Below are 20,226 nucleotides of genomic sequence, written 5' to 3' on the forward strand. Positions count from 1 at the left end.
GCACGGTCATATATATGTCCAATATATGAAATGAACCGTAGCAATACCTTTTGCGAATGGCTGGATCGCCATTTCCGTCGACCGAGATCACATGGAACTTCGACATCTCCGATACTTCCTGGCCGTGGCGGCCACGTTGAACTTCACCAAGGCTGCGGAGGCGCTCGGCATGGGGCAGCCGCCGCTGAGCCAGCAGATCAAGGCGCTCGAGAACGAACTCGGCGTGGAGCTGTTCAGGCGGACCGCACGCGGTGCCGAGCTGACCGTTGCGGGAGAGGTGTTCGCGGAAGAGGCACGGCGCGTGCTCGACGATGCGGAGCGGGCGGCGCGGGCGGCAAAACGGGCCGCGCGTGGGGAAATCGGGCAACTGCGGGTCGGATTCACCGGGACGGCGGCCTTCAATTCGAAAGTGGCCGACCTGATTCGCCGCTTTCGCGAAGCGTTTCCGGATACGGACCTGACGTTGCAGGAGGCGACCTCCGGCGTGTTGCTCGAGGCGCTGGAAGCCGGGCGGCTCGATGTCGCGATCGTGCGTCCGGAGCGTCGTATCGCGGACACGTTGCGGGCAGCGGACTGGGACGAGGAGCCGATGTTCGTCGCGATGCCGGTCGCGCATCGCCTCACGCAGCGGCGTCGGATCGATCTGGCGGAACTCGCCGACGAGGCGTTCGTGCAGGTGCCGCGCGAAGCGGGCAGTGCGCTGTTCGACGACATCGTCGCGGCGTGCAATGCCGCCGGCTTCCAGCCGCGCATGGCGCAGCCCGCGCCGCAAATCGCGTCGGCGGTGACGCTCGTCGCGGCCGGGCTCGGCGTGTCGATCGTGCCGAAGGCGATCACGCAGGTGCGGGTCGCAGGCGTCGTGTATCGGCAGGTCGCGGGCAACGGGCTGCGCGCGAGGCTCGCGATTGCGTCGCGACGCGACGACCCGTCGGCGGTGGTGCGCAACTTTCTGCTGCTGGCCTGGTAGCGCGGGACGCACGTCGTCGTGCGCATCGCCGCGGTATCGGGTGGATATTCTGATTGACGAACCGTGAACTTTGCCCGGACCGAACGCTGTCGCGGCTCCGCCGTCGCGTGACGACCCGGCATGCGGGTTTCGATTCGTATGTTCCGGATGCCGCTTGGACTATAAATGGAGGGGTGTACCGGTACTTGTCGGGCGCCCGCGCGTGGGGCGGCGCCGCGACTGCCGGGGGAGGTGCACCGTGGTTTGCCAGACGCTTGCTCGCGCCGTGCTTCGCACCGCGTTGATCGGGGGCGTATTCGCCTCGTTGCTGTCGCCATCGCCAACTGTTGCCGGAGCCGTCGCACCGCCCGCCACACCGCCTGTCATGAAGAACCGGCTCGCCGCATCGCCTCGCTCGATGCCGGTCGACTTCCCGGCGATCGTCGACCGTTACGGCCCGGCGGTCGTCACCATCATGACCGCCGCGCCCGACCAGCAGGCCGGTGGCCCGTCCTTCGCGATTCTCGATTCCGACGATCCGCTTGCCGCGTTCTTCCGCCGCGGCGGTCCGCCGGCGTCCGCACAAGGTCCACTGGCGCCGGCGCCCGATACGTCGCCGCGCACGCTGTCGGGCAGCGGCTCGGGCTTCATCGTCAGCGCCGACGGGCTGATCCTCACGTCCGCGCATGTCGTCGACGATGCGACCGATGTCACGGTGCGACTGGCCGATCGTCGCGACCTGCAGGCGACGGTGCTGGCCGTCGATCCGCAGAGCGACGTCGCCGTGCTGCGCGTCGACGCGACGAAGCTGCCGGTCGTGCGCATCGGCGATTCGTCGAGGGTGCGCGCCGGTGAACCGGTGATGACGATGGGTGCGCCGGACGGCTCTGGCAACACGGTCACGGCCGGCATCATCAGCGCGACGTCGCATGCACTGCCGGACGGCAGCGCGTTTCCGTTCTTCCAGACCGACATCGCGGTGAATCCCGACAACTCGGGCGGCCCCGTGTTCAACCGCGCGGGCGACGTGATCGGTATCGCGGTGCAGGTCTATACGGGCGCCGACCGGTACGCGAGCACGACGTTCGCGATCCCGATTGCGCTCGCCGTGAAGGTGCGTGCGCAGGTGCAGGCACAGAGCCGCGCCAATGCGCAGGCGCAGCGCGCGTCGTCCGGCAACGCGCTCGGCGTCGACGTACAGGACGTCGGCGTCGGGCTGGCCGCTGCGTTCGGCCTGCCGCGTCCGGCGGGCGCGCTCGTCAACGGCGTCGATCCCGGCTCGCCGGCCGCCGCGGCGGGCGTGAGGCCCGGCGACGTGATCGTCAAGTTCGGCGACAAGCCGATTGGCCAGTCGGCCGAACTGAACGACCTGGCCGCCGCATTGCCGCCAGGTGCAAAGGCGCCGGTGCGGCTGATCCGCAACCGCGCGCCGATGATGCTGACGGTCACCGGCGCGGCGACCGGCGACGCGATCGACAACGCGGGTGCGACGGGCAGCGCGGGCACGGTTGGCGCGGGCGGTGCCGCCGGCGTGGCGATGGCGGCACCTCGGCCGGCTGACAGCGGCGATCGGCTTGGGCTGACGATGCATCCGCTGAGCGACGCCGAACGGCGTTCGACCGGGCTCGCAGTCGGGATGATGGTGGATGCGGTGCGCGGGCCGGCCGCGAACGCGGGCATCCGTCCGGGCGACGTCGTGCTCGAGCTCAACGACACGCTGCTCGAAACGCCGGACGACGTGCAGTCGCTCGAAGCGAAAGGCGGTGTGATCGCGGTGCTGATCCAGCGCGAGAATGCGCGGAAGTTCGTGTCGGTGCGTGCGCGGTAGGGTGTTGACGGGAGGGTGGGAAGAGCGTCGGTGTGCGGCCAGAGGCGTCACTCACGAATATCTGACCAATCACGGCACGCCGCGAATCCCGGCTGACCTGGTTGCCCATCAGTTTGTCGTTCTGGTTACGGCTGCAGGCCCGTTGAACGAATTTCACTTCGTGTCCGAAGGCAAGCGTTGGAATCACACCGTAGCAATGGAAAACGCATGGGAAACAAATGATGGCGCCTTGGCACGTGCGTGGACACTTGCCGGGTTTGGCATAGCCCGCAAGACAATATGGGATGCCGCAGCGGATATTCGTGCAGGCAAACTTCAGGTCGTATTGCCGGAGTGGGTCGAAGGTGAGCCCGGCATATATGCCGTGTTGAACCGAAATCGCTATATGACTCCACGCGTGAGGGTGCTACTGGACTTCCTGGTCGACCGCTTCCAGCGTGCGATGTCCGAGGGCATCCTGGCCGGGATGCCCGCGCCATCAGGGTCGGAAAACCTAGGCTAACTTGCGATAGTCACTGACTTTCAAAGTGCGCCAGCGGTGAGATTCCCGATTAGGGCGTCGCTAGTAGGTGCGGCTCGTGACATGCGGTGAACAGACATTCGAGGTGCGCTATGTGAGTGTCCCGGATGAGTCGGCAGCGGTCAGTTGCTTTTGACCGCAGCCGGCCAGGTTCCGTCATTCGCTCGCGCGACGCGACGGACACTCGAATGTCCGCATCGGATAGTGACGATTTGCTTGAGGGGCGCCTGCACCAACCGTGTCGGACAGTCGTGAATCGACACAGCGAAGCTGACACGTTCGATCTCACGCGACGTCCACGACGATCTTCCCGCGTGCGGTAGCGTTCGTGATGGCGTCGTAGGCGCATTCTGCGGATCGCAGGTCGAACCGGCGCGGATCGAGATTCGGAGTGAGCTTGCCGGCTTCGACCAACCGTGTGGCCTCGCGCAGTATCGCTCCGTGATGCGCGCGATGCATGCCCGTCAGGAGCGGATAGAGGGTGAAGACCCCAGAGTACGTGGCTTCTCGGAACGACAGCGGCGCCAGCGCATGCGTACCCCAACCCAACGCGCTGACAACATGGCCAAAATGCTTGACCGCAGCAAACGAAGCATCGAGCGATGGGCCGCCGACGGTGTCGACAACGAGGTCGAAGCCAGTGTCGTGCGTCAACGATGCGACATACTGTTCGACGGATTGCGACCGGTAGTCTATTGGCTTAGCGCCGAGCCGCGCAACGAGATCGTGGTCGCGTGAACTTGCTGTTGCAAAAACTTGAGCACCGAGTGCGCGCGCCAGTTGCACCGAGATATGTCCGACACCGCCTGCTCCACCTTGCACCAGCACCGTTTCGCCCGCTTGCAGATGGGCCCGATCGACAATGCCGGAATAGGAAGTGATGAACGCGAGGGGTAGCGCCGCGGCTTCACGCATCGATAAGTTGGAGGGCTTGATCGCAAGCAGATCGGCATCCAACGCCGCATACTGGGCCAGCGAGCCCTGAATGCCGCCGACGCCGCCCGTCATACCGTAGACCTCGTCGCCGACATGGAAAGCGGTCACGCCCGGCCCGACGGCATCGACTACGCCAGCCATATCGATGCCGAGCACCAGCGGGAGCGGATGCTTCGCATGCGCCGCGCTGCCAGCGCGGATCTTGGTGTCGAGCGGATTGAGACCGCTTGCGGCAATGCGCACGCGCACCTGGCCGTGTGCGGGTTCAGGCATCGAGATTTCAGTCAATTCGAGCGGGCCGTTGTAGCGGCTGAGGACGAGCGCTTGCATAGTCATGGTGGTTTCCAATCGGGTTGTCTTTCCGTTGAGCTAATGGGTCGATGGGTTCATCGTGACGTATGCTATAACGCATGTAAATCAAAGTTTTAGCACGGAGTCCATGCAAAAATGAATGACCCGTACCTGGATTGGGGCGATGTCCGGATTTTTTTGGCGATTGCCCGCTGCGGCACGCTGGGGGCGGCAGCGAAGCGCGTGGGCCAGACCCAGCCCACCATGGGGCGCAGGTTGCGCGCACTCGAAGACGCGCTCGGACATATGCTGTTCCAGCGCACGAGCAATGGCTTTGTGCTGACGGATGAGGGTGCTACGGCGCTCGCCTATGCCGAGCGAATGGAGGAGGAAGCGCTTGGATTCACGCGCGCGCTCACCGGGAAAGAGACCCAGTTGACGGGTCTGCTCCGTGTCTCCTCGTCGGACTGGTTCGGCGTGCACATACTCACCCCCGTGTTCGCGCGCTTTCTAGCGAAGTACCCGGGCATCTCGTTGGAACTCGTCACGGATTCGCGCCTCTACAACCTCGCGCGGCGCGAGGCGGATCTGCTATTCCGCATCACGCCATTCGACGAACCCGACGTCATCCAGCGCAAGCTGATGCATATCGATTATGCGTTGTACGGGCACGTCGATCTCGTCCCGCCGACACGCGGGGACGGTGACGGCTACACGCTGATCAGCATGGACAGCGAGTTCAGCTCGCTGTCCGACGTCGAGTGGGTCAAGCGCATGCTGCCCCGGGCCAGGATCGTGTTCGGCAGCAACAATCGTGGAGTACAGGCGCGCATGTGTGCCGAAGGATCTGGCTTTGCAGTGCTGCCCTGTCCGCTGGGTGATGCGACGCCGGGCATCCGACGAGTCGATTTAGGCGAAGCCCCGCCGGGTCGCGATGTTTGGCTTGGCTTTCACCGCGATTTACGTCGAGTCGCGCGACTGCGCGCACTTCTGGATGCAACGATTGATTCGCTAGCGAACCTTTGAGTGAGGCGGGCGATCAATGCCTCCGCGCGATGTACGTCCAGCTTCGCTGGACCGCCTTTCAAAGAATGCCCCCGGGTTATCGCAACAATTGTCCTCCAGTGGCTATACGGGTTTGCTCGCGCCCGGCCGTGCGAATGACCGTTGTTGCCAGGAGCCGGCCAATTCGTACATGGCAACTCGAAGTGCCCTTATGGGTCGAGATGCGCCGCTCGGACATCGCCGGCTCACCCGAGCGGCGCGACAGCATCGTATGGCGCAGTTCGGCCAGAAGCAGACGGTCGACACCTCAGCGCGGATCGCTGACAATCGAACACTGGCGTGTTTGCATTCTTGGCCGGATTCAGACCGAACGGAGACAGTTCGATATCCAGCAAGTCACGAGACAAATAGCCTCATCGAAGCTGATTCAGACTGTCCGCGAACAACGAACCCATGAGAGGTGGCCGCCTTGACAACGCAGTTCAATCGGTTGCTCGAGCATATCGCTTCACTGCAACGCCAGTTGAATGACAAGCGCTTTCTCGAACTTCGTCTGTATCGGCGCGACGCGACGATCTATCAGTTGTCCAGTGCGGTCAATCACACGATTGCTTGCTGGTTTAGCGAGAATTATCGACCGATCAGCTTCCTTATCGACCTGAACCGCACCGGATTTTGTGGAGGCTCGTATTCTTGAGAGAATCGAGTCATGAACAAGAAGGCAAGCAAATTTTCCCCGGAAGTGCGGGAGCGCGCAGTGCGTCTGGTACGCGAACAGCGTAGCGAACACCCGTCGATGTGGGCAGCGGTCGAATCGATTGCGCCGATGATCGGCTGTACGCCGCAGACGCTGCTGGATTGGGTCAAACGCGACGAGGTCGACCGCGGGGAGCGCGATGGCGTGAGCACGGCCGAGCGTGAACGCATCAAGGCCCTGGAACGCGAGGTCAAGGAACTGCGCCGGACCAACGAGATTCTCAAGCTGGCGAGCGCGTTTTTCGCCCAGGCGGAGCTCGACCGCCGTTTCAAGTCCTGAAGGCCTTCATTGATCAGCATCGCGACACCTTCGGGGTCGAGCCGATCTGCAAGGTCTTGCGGATTGCCCCGTCGGGCTACCGACGCCATGCTGCGCAGCTTCGCGATCCGTCCAAACGCTGCGCCCGCGCCAAACGCGATGAGCTTCTGCAGCCGGAGATCAAGCGTGTCTGGCAGGCCAACATGCAGGTCTATGGCGTGCCGAAGGTCTGGAAGCAGATGAACCGTGAGGGCATCTTGGTCGCACGCTGCACGGTCGGGCGGTTGATGAAGCTGCAGGGCTTGCGAGGCGCAGTTCGCGGCAAGCGAGTTCGCACGACGACTCCCGATTCGAGCGCGCCGTGCCCGCTGGATCGGGTGAACCGGCAGTTCAAGGCTGAGCGACCGAATCAGCTTTGGGTGTCGGATTTCACCTACGTCTCGACATGGCGGGGCTGGCTTTACGTGGCGTTCGTCATCGACGTGTTCGCCCGTCGCATCGTTGGCTGGCGCGTCAGTTCGTCGATGACCACGGACTTTGTTCTGGATGCACTTGAACAGGCGCTGTACGCTCGCCAACCGGGTGACGACGGGACATTGATACATCACTCCGATAGAGGGGCGCAATATGTCAGCATTCGGTACAGCGAACGGCTGGCTGAGGCCGGCATCGAGCCGTCGGTCGGCAGCCGGGGCGACAGCTACGACAATGCGCTGGCCGAAACGATCAATGGCCTGAGAGGTGGCCTCGCTCGTTCGGACAGTTTTCTGAGAGTTTTAAGTGGAGCGTCCAGGGCGATCATGCTGCCGATTTGATCGCAGGCAGCGTCGCGAAGTATGCCTCATCGGGCGTCTGATCCGCCAGGCTCGAATGAGGCCGTTTGCGGTTGTACAGCTCAATGTATTGGCCAATGGAGCGCCGGGCATGGCTTACCGACTCGTAGGCTCGCAAATAAATTTCTTCGTACTTGATGCTGCGCCACACGCGCTCGACGAACACGTTGTCGCGCCAAGCACCTTTGCCGTCCATCGACAGTCGAATGCCTCGGCCCAGCACCGCCTCGGTGAATGTTCCCGCCGTGAACTGGCTGCCCTGATCGGTGTTCACGATGTCGGGGTGCCCATGGCGGGCGAACGCTTCTTCCAGCGCTTCAACGGCATGCACGGCCTCCAGCGTGATCGCCACGCGGTGCGCGAGGATCTTGCGACTGGCCCAGTCCACCACCGCCGTCAGATACACGAAGCCTCGCGCCATGGGAACGTAGGTCGTGTCGAGTGCCCAGACCTGGTTGGCCCGCTCGATCTTCATGCCGCTCAGCAGATACGGCCAGACCTTGTGCTGCGCGTTGCGCCGACTCGTGTTCGGCTTGCAGTACAGCGCCTCCACGCCCATGCGCTTCATTTGCGTGCGTACGCGGCGCCGGCCGACCTCGTAGCCTTCCCGGCGCAGCAAGCGCGCCAGCATCCGGGCACCGGCAAACGGGAACTCCAGATGCAGTTCGTCGATCCGGCGCATCAGCCGTTGATCGACTTCGCCCACAGGCCGCGCCCGGTAATACGCGCTCGATCTCGCGATACCAACCAGCCGGACTTGCTGCGAAACCGGCAACGCATGGCCACGGTCAATCATCGCTTTGCGCTCAGCAATCCCGCCTTGGTGAGCGCGCCGCTTAAAAAATCATTTTCCAGGCTGAGTTGGCCGATCTTGGCGTGCAGGGTCTTCACGTCTACCGGTGGCTCGCTAGACACCGGGCCAGCCGCACCGAACACGTCGGCCGCGCGCTCCTGCAACTGCCGTTTCCATTCTGTGATCTGGTTCGGATGCACATCGAACTGCTGCGCCAGTTCGGCCAGCGTGCGCTCGCCCTTGACAGCCGCCAGGGCCACTTTCGCTTTGAACGCCGCTGAGTGCGTGCGTCGGGTTCGTTTCGTCATTTCCTCGGTTCCTTTGCCTGCATTATCGCTGGCTCAGGCCCCGGCCGTTCCACTTATCCCGCTGTCCGATTTTGCGCGGCCACCTCTCTGTACAAGACGGAACTGATTCATCGGCGCGCCCCTTGGAAAACGAGGGAATCCGTCGAACTGGCAACGCTGCAATGGGTGGCCTGGTACAACCATCATCGGTTGATGGAACCGCTCGGCTATATCCCGCCCGCTGAGGCTGAGGCAAACTACTACAGGCAACTCAGAAATGCCGCTGACTTGCCTGCATTAACTTAAACCAACCGGCCTCCACGATTCCCGGCGCGGTTCAAATAGCTCGGAACACCCGGTCACCGGAAGGCTCGCCTCTCAGTGAATGGCCGCTTCAGAGAAGTACCACTGTCCCTTGTGTCGGCACCCGTCAGTCGGCCGCCACCCCGATGCCAACAGACCGGGTTCGGCCAGAAGCAGTTAGTCGACATATGGGCCTCATTCTGACCTGCCCCCTTCAATAGGGCCAATGGGCTTCTAGCAAAGTCCTGTTAAACCAGCTCCTGGAAAGCGGCAGGAGCATCCGCGGTTGCCCGGTGTTTCGCCGCAAACTCTGACGGCGCAAGGTAGTTCAGTGCGCTGTGCGGCCTTTGCTCGTTGTAGTCCTGACGCCATGCCGCGATGACAGCCCGAGCGTGCGCGAGCGTCGTGAACCAGTGCTCGTTAAGGCATTCGTCGCGGAACTTGCCGTTGAACGATTCGATGTACGCATTTTGCGTTGGCTTGCCCGCCTGAATCAACTTCAGCGTGACGCCGTTCGCATATGCCCACTGGTCAAGCGCGCGGCTCGTGAATTCGGGTCCCTGGTCTGTTCGCACCGCCTTGGGATAGCCACGGAAGCGAGCTGCACGGTCCAATGCCCGAGCGACATACAAGCCTGAGATGCCATGGTCGACGACGATGTCGACAGCCTCTTTCGTGAAGTCGTCGACGACGGTCAGGCACTTCACGCGACGGCCGTTGGAAAGCGCATCCATCACGAAATCGATTGACCACACCTCGTTGGGCGCGCCCGGCAATGCCAGTTGCTCGCGCTCAATCATGACGCCATGGCGCTTGCGACGGCGCCGCACAGCCAGCCCTGCCTCACGGTACAGGCGATAGATGCGCTTGTGATTGGCGTGCGTGCCTTCGCGCTCCACCAGGGCGTGCAGTCGACGGTAGCCGAATCGACGACGTTCGTGTGCCAATTCCACCAGACGCGCCGCTAGCAGCTCATTCTCGTGGTCCGGCTTCGCGTCGTAATGCAGCACGCTGCGAGAAAGCCCGACAAGCCGGCAGGCGCGGCGCTCGGAGATATTGACCTTCTCCCGAATCGCCGACACTGCTTCGCGTTTGGCTTGCGGGCTCAGGGCTTTCCCTTGACGACGACCTTCAACGCTTCCATATCGAGCATTGCTTCGGCCAGCAGCTTCTTCAGCCGGGCATTCTCCACCTCGAGGTCCTTGAGCCGGCGGGCTTCCGAGACTTCCATGCCGCCGAACTTCGCGCGCCAGGTGTAGAACGACGCGTCACTGAACCCGTACTTCCTGCACAGTTCCTTGACCGCCATACCGGCTTCGGCTTCCTTCAGAAACCCGATGATTTGCTGTTCCGTAAAGCGCTTCTTCATGTCCGTCTTCTTCTCCGAAAACGAACTTTACTAGACTCCGGCTGGCCCTGTTTGTAGGGGGCAGGTCAGAACATCCCATCAAGATGGGGCCGCCCCGCATACTTACCTACGAGTTTCGACGCATCTCCCAACGACCGCTCTCGAGAACACCGAACGTCCGCTCCGGGTCGGCCGCGGTCGGTTGCTTTTGACCGCAGCCGGCCACGACCGCTCATTCGCCAGCGACTCCACATGGCCGTGCGAGCGTGTGCTGATATCTTGGTAACTGCGGCCCGGCCTCGATCCACGCCGCCTGCCACATGACCGAGACGTGGCGTGGCAGAAAAAAGGGGCGATGCCTCATTTGCGATGCCCCTATCACCGGCTACGGTGCCGATGTGCTGCGCGGCTGTATAGCGCGCAGATATCGGGCTATCTCCCCCGCCGCGTCGCGAGCGCTACGCATTACACCGATGAGCGTGGCAGAGGCGGCGCCGCACCACTCGCCGTAACCGACAAACCACAAGCGTTCCTCGTCGATGGCTCGCGTCCCGTCTGTCCTCGGCAATCCGTTTGCATCGCTGATCTGTAGCGGATCAAGATGTTTGAGTGCGGGGCGGAACCCGGTGCACCAGATCACGACATCGATGCGGGAATGCGTGCCGTCGCCCCAGACGACGCCATGTGTATCGAAATGGCTGAACGGACGCATTGCGCGCAGAACGCCACGCGCACGCGCGTCCCGTACAGGTGGCACCATGACGATGTCGCCCAAACCACCTACCGGCGCCGTCATCGTGTGCCCATCGCGAAGAGCCTGCCATTTGGCTGTCGCGCGTTCGAACAAAACCCGGCCATCCACGTCATCTGGAAGAAAAACCGGTTCCTGCGACGTCACCCACATGGTGTTGCAGACTGTCGATACCTCCGCCAGGATTTGCGCGCCCGAGTTGCCGCCGCCCACCACCAGCACGTCTTGTCCGCGCAGGTTGTCCGGATTGCGATACTGAGCCGAATGCATCTGACGACCGCGAAAGATCTCGCGTCCAGGATAGTCGGGGACATACGGCGCGCTCCACGTACCGGTCGCACTCACGATCGCCCCGGCGAGCCATTCCCCGCGATCGGTACTGACCAGCAACCCCCCCTGAACGCGTGAAACGGATTCGACATGAACGGGGCGTCGGACAGGGATGTGATAACGCTCCTCATATCGCGCCAGATAGTCGATAACCTCGTTGCGCGACGGGTACCTGTCGTGTGATACGGGCATCTGCCAGCCTGGCAGCGAACTCCATTGCGACGGCGAAAACAGGTGTAGCGAGTCCCAGGTATGTCGCCAGGCGCCTCCTGGGGCGCTTTGGTTATCCAGCACGAGATAGTCGAGCCCCGCGCGACGCAGAAAGTAGGCGGTGGCAAGCCCGGCCTGGCCACCGCCGATTACCACGACATCAATGTCTACAGGCATCCGCTTTCGTCCCATCTCATGATTCGGATTCCGGCGGTCACGCCGCCCATTGAGCTCAAAGGCGGTGGGCGGTGCACTGCACTACGTGGCCACCCGCGACGTAATCACGTGCTCGAGGCCAGCTGGCCCGACCGGTGCCTCGGCGAGCCACGGAATGAGTGCGGTGCGCTGCGCCAGATCGTCCGCCACGCGGCGGACGAACGGCACCTCGTAAGTGCCCCGCTGGCACAGCATCGGGTCGGTCGTGCCACTCGCCAGCAACGACTCGTTGATGACCCACGCGTACGGCGTAATTCCCGCGCGCGCGAGGTCGGCGCTCAGGCGTTCCGCTTCGTGAACCGGCGTGGCTTCCGGCAACGTGACGATCAGGATGCGGCTGTAATCCGGGTCCCGCAGGCGCGGCAGCAGTTGACGGACCGACTCCGGCATGTCGCCTTGTGTGCGCATCACTTCGCGGTGATAGGCCTCGGCAGCGTCCAGCAGCAGAATGGTGTGCCCGGTCGGCGCGGTGTCAAGCACCACGAAGCCGGACTTGCCTTGATCGACCGTGCGCGCGAAGGCCCTGAAGACGGCGATTTCCTCCGTGCAGGGCGAGCGCAGATCTTCCTCGAGCATTGCCCGGCCGCCCGCATCGAGGTGCGATGCCGCTTTGGCCAGCACCTCTTCGGTGTACTGCTGCACTTCGCGCGCCGGGTCGATGCGTGTGACGCTCAGGCGAGGCACGACGCCATCGACGGTGGCGGCCACGTGCGAGGCCGGATCGGTGGTCGAGAGGATCACGTCGTGTCCGCGCCCGGCCAACGCAACTGCGATCGCGGCTGCTACCGTGGTCTTGCCCACGCCGCCTTTACCCATCGTCATGATCACGCCGTGGCCCGCGGCCGACAACTCGTCTACCAGCCCGCCCAGGCCCGGCGGCAAGGCGGTGTCGGGCATCCGGTGTTCGGTCGGCATGCGCACGCGTTCGGGATGCGCCATGTCGCGCAGCGCATCCAGCCCGACCGTGCCGCGCGGCAGAAACGGAATGCGCGTCTGCGGCAAGCCCGCCAGTTCGTGCGGCATGTCGGCCAGTGCCTGTTGCGCGCGCCGGGCCATGGCGGTCGCAATCGCGTCGTCGTTACGATCTGTGTAGAAGAGTCCGTTGATCGCCAGCACCTGGTTGCAGATGCCGAGGTCGGCCAGTTCGTGCCGCGTGCGATTCGCTTCGCGCAGTGCTGCGACTTCGGGCCGGCTCACCAGCACGACGGTGGTCTGGGCTGCGCTCGACAGCCGTTCGACCGTTGCCGCGTAGAGCGCTTTCTGCTTCTCCAGTCCGGCCAACGGTCCGAGGCACGAGGCGCCCCCCGTCGACGACGAGATGAACTCGTTCCACGCCGAAGGCAGCGTCAACAGGCGCAGCGTGTGGCCGGTCGGGGCGGTGTCGAAAATCACGTGATCGAAATCGGCCGTTGCGGCGGGGTCGCCGAGCAGTTTGGAGAATTCGTCGAAGGCAGCAATCTCGACCGTACACGCCCCGGAAAACTGCTCTTCCATGTTGCGGATCGCCGCGGCAGGCAAGACGTCGCGATACGGTTCGACCATGCGTTCCCGGTAGGTCTGCGCGGCCGCTTCCGGATCGATGTTCAACGCGAACAGGCCCGGCGCGCCCGGCACCGCGGTCGGCAACTGACTCAGGCGGACGCCGAGCACCTCGTCGAGATTGGAGGCCGGGTCAGTGCTGACGATGAGCACCCGCTTGCCGGCATCGGCCATGGCAAGGCCCGTGGCACAGGAAAGCGATGTCTTGCCGACGCCGCCTTTTCCGGTGAAGAAGAGATATCGGGTCTGCGTTTCAGGAAGGGACATGAGCGCTCCTTAGCAGCAGCCCGAGCCCGGCGAACAGCAGCTGCCGGCCTTGATATGAGGCTTTTCCTCCGTCGTCAGCGCAATGCCGAGTTTCTGCGCAAGCTGCTGGCGCGACGGATACATCCCCGTCGAGACGATATGGCCGTCGACCACGAGGATCGGCAGCCGCTCCATGCCGGCTTCCATTTCCTTGACCACCGCGGCGTTGGCGGCGAACGCCTGCGGCGCGTGGCCCAGGTTGTAGCGGGCCACCGTCACGCCGTGCGCCTCGACCCACTTCAGATCGGCGGCGAATTGCGCCAGTACGGGGTCGACGTCTACGCCGCAAACGCCGGTCGAGCAACACATGGCGGGATCGAACACTTCGAGATTCTTCATGGCAGGCACCTTGGAGCAATTGGAATTCAGCGACTTCCACAAGCTCGGATGCGTCTGCGGACAAAGATGCGTGAATTCGGGCAGACCGCGGATCGCTTCGGGAATGAGGGTTCGCTCAATGCGTGTGAATCCGCGGCGCGCAAAAAAATTGAGGGCGGATTCATCGTTCGGAATAAGGTATAGCGCGCGCAGCGATCGCGTTTGCGCCAGCGCAATGGATGCGTCGATAAGTCGGCCACCCAGACCGGATGCGCGCAGCCGCGGGTGAACGGCGACCGAACGCAAAAGGGCCGCATCGCCAACTTGCTCCAGTCCGGCCACCCCGACGATCCCGGCGTCCCGTACGGCAACGTGGAAGCCGTCGAGGCTTTGCGCCGTAAGGTCGCTCGCGGGTAGCCCGCACAGGTCCAGCAACGCGAGGATGCCGCCGAAGTCTGTGGCGACTGCCCGGCGAATCTCATCAACGGGCGTGCTCATGCCAATTCTCCCTTACGTTCACGGTGTGTAAGTGGCTGCCGGATGATCAAGGTGATTTTTGTGCGGAGGCTGCCAGGGTAGTCCCACGTGGTAACGGCAAACACCGGGTCGTAGAGGGGCGCCGGCGTCGCGGCGAAAAGGGAGACGGCGTAGCAGATGGTTCCCCACGAGACAAGCTGGGCGATTGCCAGCGCCCATGTCACGGTGTTGTCGTTCTCGTGGCGACGGGGAGCGAAGGCCGGCATGCGGTTAATCCGTTTCCAGAGTTTGTCGATTTCCCGATCGATATCTTTCACGTCAGGCTCTCCGTTCTGTCATAGACCATCTGGCTCGACCATTGTCGTGCCTCAGCTTGCAGAGTGGCGACGGTACGCGTCTTGACGCACGTCAAGGAGGACCGGACTGCCCTTGCCATCATGGAAAGCCGTCTTCTGTGCGACCAGAACAGTGCGGGGACCGACTACCGACGTATGCGCAAGAGCACTACACCGGACAACATCGCTCTTCGTAGAAGTGAGGTGACGGTCATCTGCGATGTGACCGTGCGGACGTTCCCTTATAGGCCCAAAGCCGTCATCGGCCTCAGTGCTTGCAGAAGGACGGATTTGGGTCGGCAGCGATCAGTTGCATTTGACCGCAACCGGCCCATATCCGGCCATTGGCATCAGCCGCCTCAAGGGCTGCTCTTCGATCGAAAGCAGACGTCTCCGCTTGAACGGTGATTGGCCAACCGGCGCCACTCTCGCTGCACGCGAGTCGTCTCTGTTAGAGGCGTCGGGATAGAAGTGAACGCAACACTTTGAGATAAACGACACAACCGGATGCGAAGGCAAAACAAGCGGAACCTGTCCACCTGAGCGCTTTGTCAGCGATCAGCGTCCCGAATCGAGTATGTGGATTCCCAGCCGCCACCGAGCGCCTTGCACAGCGTGACGAGGTTAGTGTCGGCGGTTGCCTTGCTCTGCTCGAGATTGCTCTGCGCCGCCACCAGCTGCTTCTGCACGTTCAGTACGTCGAGGTAATCGACCGCGCCAGCTTTGTACCGTTGCTGTGCGATCGCGAGCGCGCGCTGGTTCAGCGTTACCACGGATACGAGCCGATCGCGCCGGCGCTGTTCGGCAGCGTAGACGACAAGCGCGTCGTCCACCTCCCGCCATGCCTCGAGTACGGTACGTTGGTAGTTGATCGCAGCCTCCTGTTGTTGCGCTTCACGCAGGTGGAGCATTCCCTTGAGACGCCCGCCCTCGAAGATCGGAAGTGTAATCGACGGTCCGATCACGAACTGGCCCGATGCCCAGTTGGCGAGGCTCGACAGCTGCAGGCTCTGGAATCCCGCGCTGCCGTTCAACGAAATGCGCGGATAGAAGTCGGCCTTCGCCATTCCGATCGACGCCGTCGCGGCATGCACCTGTGCCTCCGCTCGCCGGATATCCGGTCTGCGCTGCACGAGTTCGGACGGAAATCCGATCGGCACCTGCTCGGGGAGCGGCGGAACGTCGCGAGACTCGCCGAACGCATGCCGCAGCGCCCCCGGCTCCTGGGCGAGCAACACGCCAATCGCGTTGATCGTCGTCTCGCCTTTCGCTTCGAGCGTCGGAATCAGGCTTTCAATCGATTCGGCCTGTGCTGACGCATTTGCGACGTCCAGCTCCGTCGTGACCCCTTCGCGTACGCGAACGTGCGCGAGGTTTACCGCGTCCCGGGCAATCTCGAGGTTCTGCCGCGCGATACGAAGCTGAGACTGCGTATCGCGCAACTCGATATAGTCGCGCGCAAGCTCGGCCCGGACCGACAGCAGCACCGCATTGCGGTCCTCGTATGACGCGTCGCTCAATGCGGTCGCCGCTTCGACGCCACGTCGAACCCGGCCCCAGATGTCGATCTCCCACGACGCGTCGAAGCCCGACTGATACAGATTGTAGGCCGGCGAACCTTTGGACCCCGGCAATGCTGCCACGCCGACCGGCGAGGTTCCCGATGCCGATTGCGGTTGCGTCTGTGTCGGCGTGACGCCAAGCAACGACAATATCCCGTTCTCGCTTCCACGCTCGCGGTCGTACGATGCAGCGCCGACGATGGAAGGAAGTTCCGCGGCACCGGCGACCCGCTGTTGCGCACGGCTCTGGCGCAGGCGCGCCGACGCCACCGCCACGTCCAGGTTCGCGTCGGCGAGCTGCTTTTCCAGCGAGTCGAGCACCGGATCGCCGAAGAGCGTCCACCAATCTGCATTGAATTGCGATTCGACGGTCTTGCTCGATGCTTGCGCCGCTTCCGTGCGGCTGAAGACATCGGGGGTCGAGGTTTTCGGACGCTCGAAGTCCGGACCCAACGTGCATCCCGCCATCACGAGACACGCGAGTATCGCCAGTACAGTCTCGCGGACGGAGAATTCGTTCGTATTCATTTCCCGTTCCCTCCCGCCGTCGGCGCATCGCGATGCTTGCCAACAGCTACCTCCGCTTCGACGGAAAGCCCGACGCTCAGTGCGGACGCTGCCTGCTGTCCGCGGTCGATCGTGATCTTGACCGGTACGCGTTGCACGACTTTGGTGAAATTGCCCGTCGCGTTGTCGGGCGCGATGGGCGCGAAGCTTACGCCGGTCGCGGGCGCGAGACCGTCCACGTGACCTCGAATCACCACGTCCGGAAAGCTGTCGACCTTGATGCGTACGCCGGCACCGCGCCGCATGTTGGTAATCTGGTTTTCCTGAAAGTTGGCCACGACATACGCGTCCCGGAGCGGAACGATCGCGAGAATCGCCGCGCCGGGCGTCACGAACGCGCCCACACGCGCGGAACGTCGCCCGACCTTGCCGTCGACCGGTGCGCGGATCTCGCTATAGGACAGGTTGAGCGTCGCTTGTTCCAGTGCCGCCTCGGCACGCGCCAGTGCCCCTGCCGCCTTGTCGCGCCCGGCGCGCAGGACGTCGAGGTTCTGCTCGGTCGCCGTCAACACGGCCCGATCGCGCGCTTGCTGTGCAAGCTGCTCGGCAAGCGTCGTCGCAGCATGCTGCTGCTCCTGTGCCGTCCCTGCACCAGCTTCCGAGAGATTCTGGTAGCGCGATGCATTGGCCCGCGCAAACGCGATACTGGCATCGTCGGACCGCAGCGTCGCGCGCGCCTGCTCGACGAGCGACGGCTGCCGTGCGATCTCGGCGTCGAAATTGGCCACGGCCGCCTTGGCCGCGACCACATCGGCCTGGGCACTCAGCAATGCTGCGCGGAAGTCGCGATCGTCGATGCGTACCAGCAACTGGCCGGCCTTCACCGACTCGTTGTCGTCCACCAGGACATCGGAAATCTGGCCGGCGACGCGTGGCGCCACGAGCGTGAAGTCGGCTTGCACGTAGGCGTCGTTTGTGGATTCGGTTTCGGGTGCGGAAACGAGCCGTGCGCAGCCCCATACGGCCATGCCTGCCGCGACCAGGGATGCGGCAACGTAAGTGGTCTTGAACGGAAAACGGGTGGCGGTCGACATGATTTCGTCCATCAACGGGAAGGAGGCGGCGTAATGGTCCACGGCGGATAGATCCGCACGGGCAACACCGGAACAAGGAAAAGAAGTGCAACGGCGACGCCCGCCATCACGCGATAAAGATCGGCCGACGTCAGCACGAACGCCTGCTCGTGGACTCGGTGCGCAAGTTCGCCGAAATCATGAAGGCTGTCGATGCTCTGGTCCGTCATCGCCATGTGGTTGCCCAGGCGGTCCACCAGCACGTTCGAATGGAAGCGTTCGCGAGCGGTACCGACACCTTCGATCAGCGCAGTCGCCGCAGCGGCGGAGAACGTCTTCAGCGAATTGAACATGGCCGACGCGAACGGGCCCTCGGTCGGCGGCAAGCCCGTCGTCACGCCCATCAGGATCGACAGGATCACCATCGGCTGGGCCGCGATCTGTAACGACTGAAGCAGGTAGAAGTTGTCGCGAATCCACTCGGACGTCATCACGCTGCCCATCGCGCAGGTCGTTGCCATGAGGACAAGGCCGATACCGAGCACCCAGCGGCGATCGATCTGCCTGAGGTTCAGCACGGCGGCGGTCAACGGCAGCGTGATCAGCAGCGGAAGCGCGACCAGCAGCGACAGCGGAGCCGTCTGCAGCGCTCTGTAGGCGTGAACCTTCGCGAGATACTGTCCCGGTATCGCAGCAACGCCGACCAGCAGAACCACAGCGCCCGTGAGCGTGAGGAGGCCGTGCGCGAAGTTGCGGCGGCCGAGCATCTGCAGCTTGAAAAAGGGCAGGGGGTGAAACCATTCGTTGACGAAAAACACCGCAAGCAGGAGCGCCCCGCCGGAAAACATCGCGCAGACGAAGCCGGAATTCAGCCAGTCGAGGCGATCGCCTTGCAGAAGACCGATCACGAGCATCGCCACGCCGGGAAAGCCGGTGAGGAATCCGATCCAGTTGAACGAACCGAACCGTTCGAGTTTCAGCGGATCGGCCGGAAGGCCGAACTGAATCGCCACACAGCTGCCGATCCCGAGCGGCACGATCTGAAGAAAGGCCATGCGCCAGCTGACATACTCCGTCCACAACGCAGCCAGCGGCGTGCCGAGCGCGGGCCCGAACGTCGCGGTCAGCGCGTAGCCTGCTAGCCCGTACAACTTTACGTTGGGCGGCAGATAGCGCAGCGCGACGATGATCAGCATCGGCGGCAGGCAGCCGCCCGCCACGCCCTGCAGCACGCGCAGCACGTACAGCGCGGGCAGGGTCGGCGCGATCGGGCAAAGCATGCCGAAGATCAACGTGGCGACGACGGCGCCGATCGTGAATCGCTTCAGCGTGAAGGTCATGCCAAACCACGGGGCGAACACCATCGTCGCCACGTTGGCGGCTTCGAACAGCGCGGTCAGCCACGTCCCGTCGTCATGTCCGATCGACAGTGCGCCTTGAATGTCGGCCATCGCCGCTGCGGTGACTTGTTCGTTGAGTATCGCCAGCAACGACGCGAACAGCATTCCGGTCAGGCCGATAGCGACACGCGGCGACAATGCAGCGTGACCGGAGCCTGTTTGCACCGGCGTCTGCGTGCTCCGCACCGGCGCGTGCGCCGGTGCGGGTACTCCGAGCGGCTCGCTCGTTCCGGTCGTCGAAGGGTTGGCGGAACTCATAGGATCCCTTGGCTACTGAGATTGGAGAAATGACGGCATGGGCGCGACGCCGTCAGCGTGCGGCCGGTTCATGGCGACGCGCTTCGTCGAAGTACTGCGGCGCTTCCCGGCGATCGAACATGCCGTACTCCCGCACGATGCGGATATGCCGAACGCGCGTATCGGAACGCAGATTCGCTCCGCGTTCGAACGCGGCGGCGGCAGCTTGGTCGCGCCAGGTCGCGACGACGATCACATCGCCGGGCGTCAATAGCGCGTCGAACGCGTCCCATGCAACGAGGCCGTGCGCCTGCGTGTCGAGCCCCAACCATCCGGCAACCGCTCGCGGACCTGCCTGCCTGGGCCAGTCCGGCGCGCACGTCGCGTCCAGCAGCGTGACGGCCGTGCCTGCGCCGACCTCGGTCACGTCGAGGCGCTGTTCCTGCAGGACCTGGCCTGCCGGAACACACGTATCGGCCACGACCTGGCCGATGCGCAGCTGGTAGTCGGAAAATATGCGATCGCGCGCGACCTGCTGAATGGTGTGGTGCTTCGTCGAGGTTCGCCAGCGCACCAGCGACTTCTCGTCGCGCCAGCTCGACAGCGACAGAAGCCATCCGTCCCGGGTCAGGCTTCCATAGCGCGTGTTGTCGACAAACCCGTCGATCTTCTCGAGTTCGGGCCGAAGCATCTTCGCCATGCCGAGATAGGCATCGAACTGTTCCGGTATCGGCTTGACTTCAAGCATTGCAGCAAACATGGCGGACTCCCTCATTCGGTTAGCGATACGGCGCAATGCGCAATGCGCGCGGCGCCTTTGATGCGGGCCGGTATCGTCGTGCTGTCGCGGCCACGCGGTG

The 20,226-nt window shown here is 63.5% G+C and carries 16 protein-coding genes, 2 pseudogenes and 1 other annotated feature; of the genes and pseudogenes, 7 read left to right on the forward strand and 11 right to left on the reverse strand.

What is annotated here, in order from left to right; all coding sequences use genetic code 11:
• The first annotated feature begins 91 nt into the window (after positions 1–91).
• From WS66_RS05240 to WS66_RS05250, 3 genes are all read left to right on the forward strand, one after another.
• Entirely contained in the window at positions 92–967 is an 876-nt protein-coding gene (locus tag WS66_RS05240; RefSeq protein ID WP_059607300.1) for a LysR family transcriptional regulator, read from the forward strand.
• Positions 968–1,205: 238 nt separating this feature from the next.
• Positions 1,206–2,774, forward strand: coding sequence for a trypsin-like peptidase domain-containing protein (locus tag WS66_RS05245; protein WP_059607302.1), 1,569 nt, complete (start codon positions 1,206–1,208; stop codon positions 2,772–2,774).
• Complete coding sequence (locus WS66_RS05250; protein WP_236872924.1) at positions 2,740–3,276, forward strand: LysR substrate-binding domain-containing protein; 537 nt, start codon at positions 2,740–2,742, stop codon at positions 3,274–3,276. The genes WS66_RS05245 and WS66_RS05250 overlap by 35 nt, the downstream gene beginning before the upstream one ends.
• A 303-nt stretch (positions 3,277–3,579) precedes the next feature.
• On the opposite strand, the gene WS66_RS05255 is transcribed toward WS66_RS05250, so the two are convergent.
• Entirely contained in the window at positions 3,580–4,566 is a 987-nt protein-coding gene (locus tag WS66_RS05255) for a zinc-dependent alcohol dehydrogenase family protein (RefSeq protein ID WP_059607325.1), read from the reverse strand.
• Positions 4,567–4,677: 111 nt separating this feature from the next.
• Here WS66_RS05255 and WS66_RS05260 point away from each other — a divergent pair, with 111 nt between their 5' ends.
• From WS66_RS05260 to WS66_RS05265, 3 genes and pseudogenes are all read left to right on the forward strand, one after another.
• The gene (locus tag WS66_RS05260; protein WP_059607304.1) at positions 4,678–5,547 is read left to right on the forward strand and encodes a LysR family transcriptional regulator; all 870 of its coding nucleotides are present in this window, start codon (positions 4,678–4,680) and stop codon (positions 5,545–5,547) included.
• Positions 5,548–5,995: 448 nt separating this feature from the next.
• Positions 5,996–6,223, forward strand: coding sequence for a hypothetical protein (locus WS66_RS33550; protein ID WP_159086516.1), 228 nt, complete (start codon positions 5,996–5,998; stop codon positions 6,221–6,223).
• Positions 6,224–6,235: 12 nt separating this feature from the next.
• Positions 6,236–7,278 (forward strand): annotated as a pseudogene (locus WS66_RS05265) (IS3 family transposase); the annotation flags it as partial.
• Positions 6,517–6,633: a sequence feature (AL1L pseudoknot), on the forward strand. It overlaps the preceding pseudogene by 117 nt.
• A 61-nt stretch (positions 7,279–7,339) precedes the next feature.
• On the opposite strand, the gene WS66_RS05270 reads toward WS66_RS05265, so the two are convergent.
• A protein-coding gene (locus WS66_RS05270; RefSeq protein WP_442859285.1) for an IS3 family transposase occupies positions 7,340–8,475 on the reverse strand; the annotation gives its coding sequence in 2 pieces (ribosomal slippage) (positions 7,340–8,211 and positions 8,211–8,475; 1,137 coding nt in all).
• Positions 8,476–8,562: 87 nt separating this feature from the next.
• Here WS66_RS05270 and WS66_RS05275 point away from each other — a divergent pair.
• Positions 8,563–8,760: pseudogene (locus tag WS66_RS05275) on the forward strand (IS3 family transposase); the annotation flags it as partial.
• Between the two features lie 245 nt (positions 8,761–9,005).
• Here the strand turns inward: WS66_RS05275 and WS66_RS05280 are convergent.
• The 9 genes from WS66_RS05280 to WS66_RS05325 form a co-directional block, all read right to left on the reverse strand.
• Positions 9,006–10,126, reverse strand: a protein-coding gene (locus tag WS66_RS05280) for an IS3-like element IS407 family transposase (RefSeq protein ID WP_108064606.1) whose coding sequence is annotated in 2 segments (ribosomal slippage) — positions 9,006–9,868 and positions 9,868–10,126 — 1,122 coding nt in all. Because the reading frame shifts where the segments join, the coding sequence is not laid out codon by codon here.
• A gap of 364 nt (positions 10,127–10,490) precedes the next feature.
• Positions 10,491–11,573, reverse strand: a complete 1,083-nt coding sequence (locus WS66_RS05290) for an ArsO family NAD(P)H-dependent flavin-containing monooxygenase (protein WP_059599037.1) — start codon at positions 11,571–11,573, stop codon at positions 10,491–10,493.
• Positions 11,574–11,654: 81 nt separating this feature from the next.
• Positions 11,655–13,418, reverse strand: a complete 1,764-nt coding sequence (gene arsA, locus WS66_RS05295; RefSeq protein ID WP_059599036.1) for an arsenical pump-driving ATPase — start codon at positions 13,416–13,418, stop codon at positions 11,655–11,657.
• 9 nt (positions 13,419–13,427) lie between these two features.
• A complete protein-coding gene (gene arsD / locus WS66_RS05300; RefSeq protein WP_059599035.1) occupies positions 13,428–14,273 on the reverse strand; it encodes an arsenite efflux transporter metallochaperone ArsD in 846 nt (281 codons plus the stop codon).
• Complete coding sequence (locus WS66_RS05305) at positions 14,270–14,569, reverse strand: hypothetical protein (protein WP_236872925.1); 300 nt, start codon at positions 14,567–14,569, stop codon at positions 14,270–14,272. Before WS66_RS05305 ends, arsD begins: the two co-directional genes overlap by 4 nt.
• Before the next feature lie 569 nt (positions 14,570–15,138).
• The gene (locus WS66_RS05310) at positions 15,139–16,677 is read right to left on the reverse strand and encodes an efflux transporter outer membrane subunit (RefSeq protein WP_059599033.1); all 1,539 of its coding nucleotides are present in this window, start codon (positions 16,675–16,677) and stop codon (positions 15,139–15,141) included.
• Positions 16,674–17,750 carry an HlyD family secretion protein gene (locus WS66_RS05315; protein ID WP_059599038.1) on the reverse strand — a complete coding sequence of 359 codons (1,077 nt, stop codon included), beginning with the start codon at positions 17,748–17,750 and terminating at the stop codon, positions 16,674–16,676. The genes WS66_RS05310 and WS66_RS05315 overlap by 4 nt, the downstream gene beginning before the upstream one ends.
• A gap of 11 nt (positions 17,751–17,761) precedes the next feature.
• A complete protein-coding gene (locus tag WS66_RS05320) occupies positions 17,762–19,387 on the reverse strand; it encodes an MFS transporter (protein WP_059599032.1) in 1,626 nt (541 codons plus the stop codon).
• A gap of 52 nt (positions 19,388–19,439) precedes the next feature.
• Entirely contained in the window at positions 19,440–20,126 is a 687-nt protein-coding gene (locus tag WS66_RS05325) for an antibiotic biosynthesis monooxygenase family protein (protein ID WP_059599031.1), read from the reverse strand.
• Between the last annotated feature and the right edge of the window lie 100 nt (positions 20,127–20,226).

This window comes from Burkholderia sp. LA-2-3-30-S1-D2, assembly GCF_001523915.2.
Classification (GTDB): domain Bacteria; phylum Pseudomonadota; class Gammaproteobacteria; order Burkholderiales; family Burkholderiaceae; genus Burkholderia; species Burkholderia diffusa.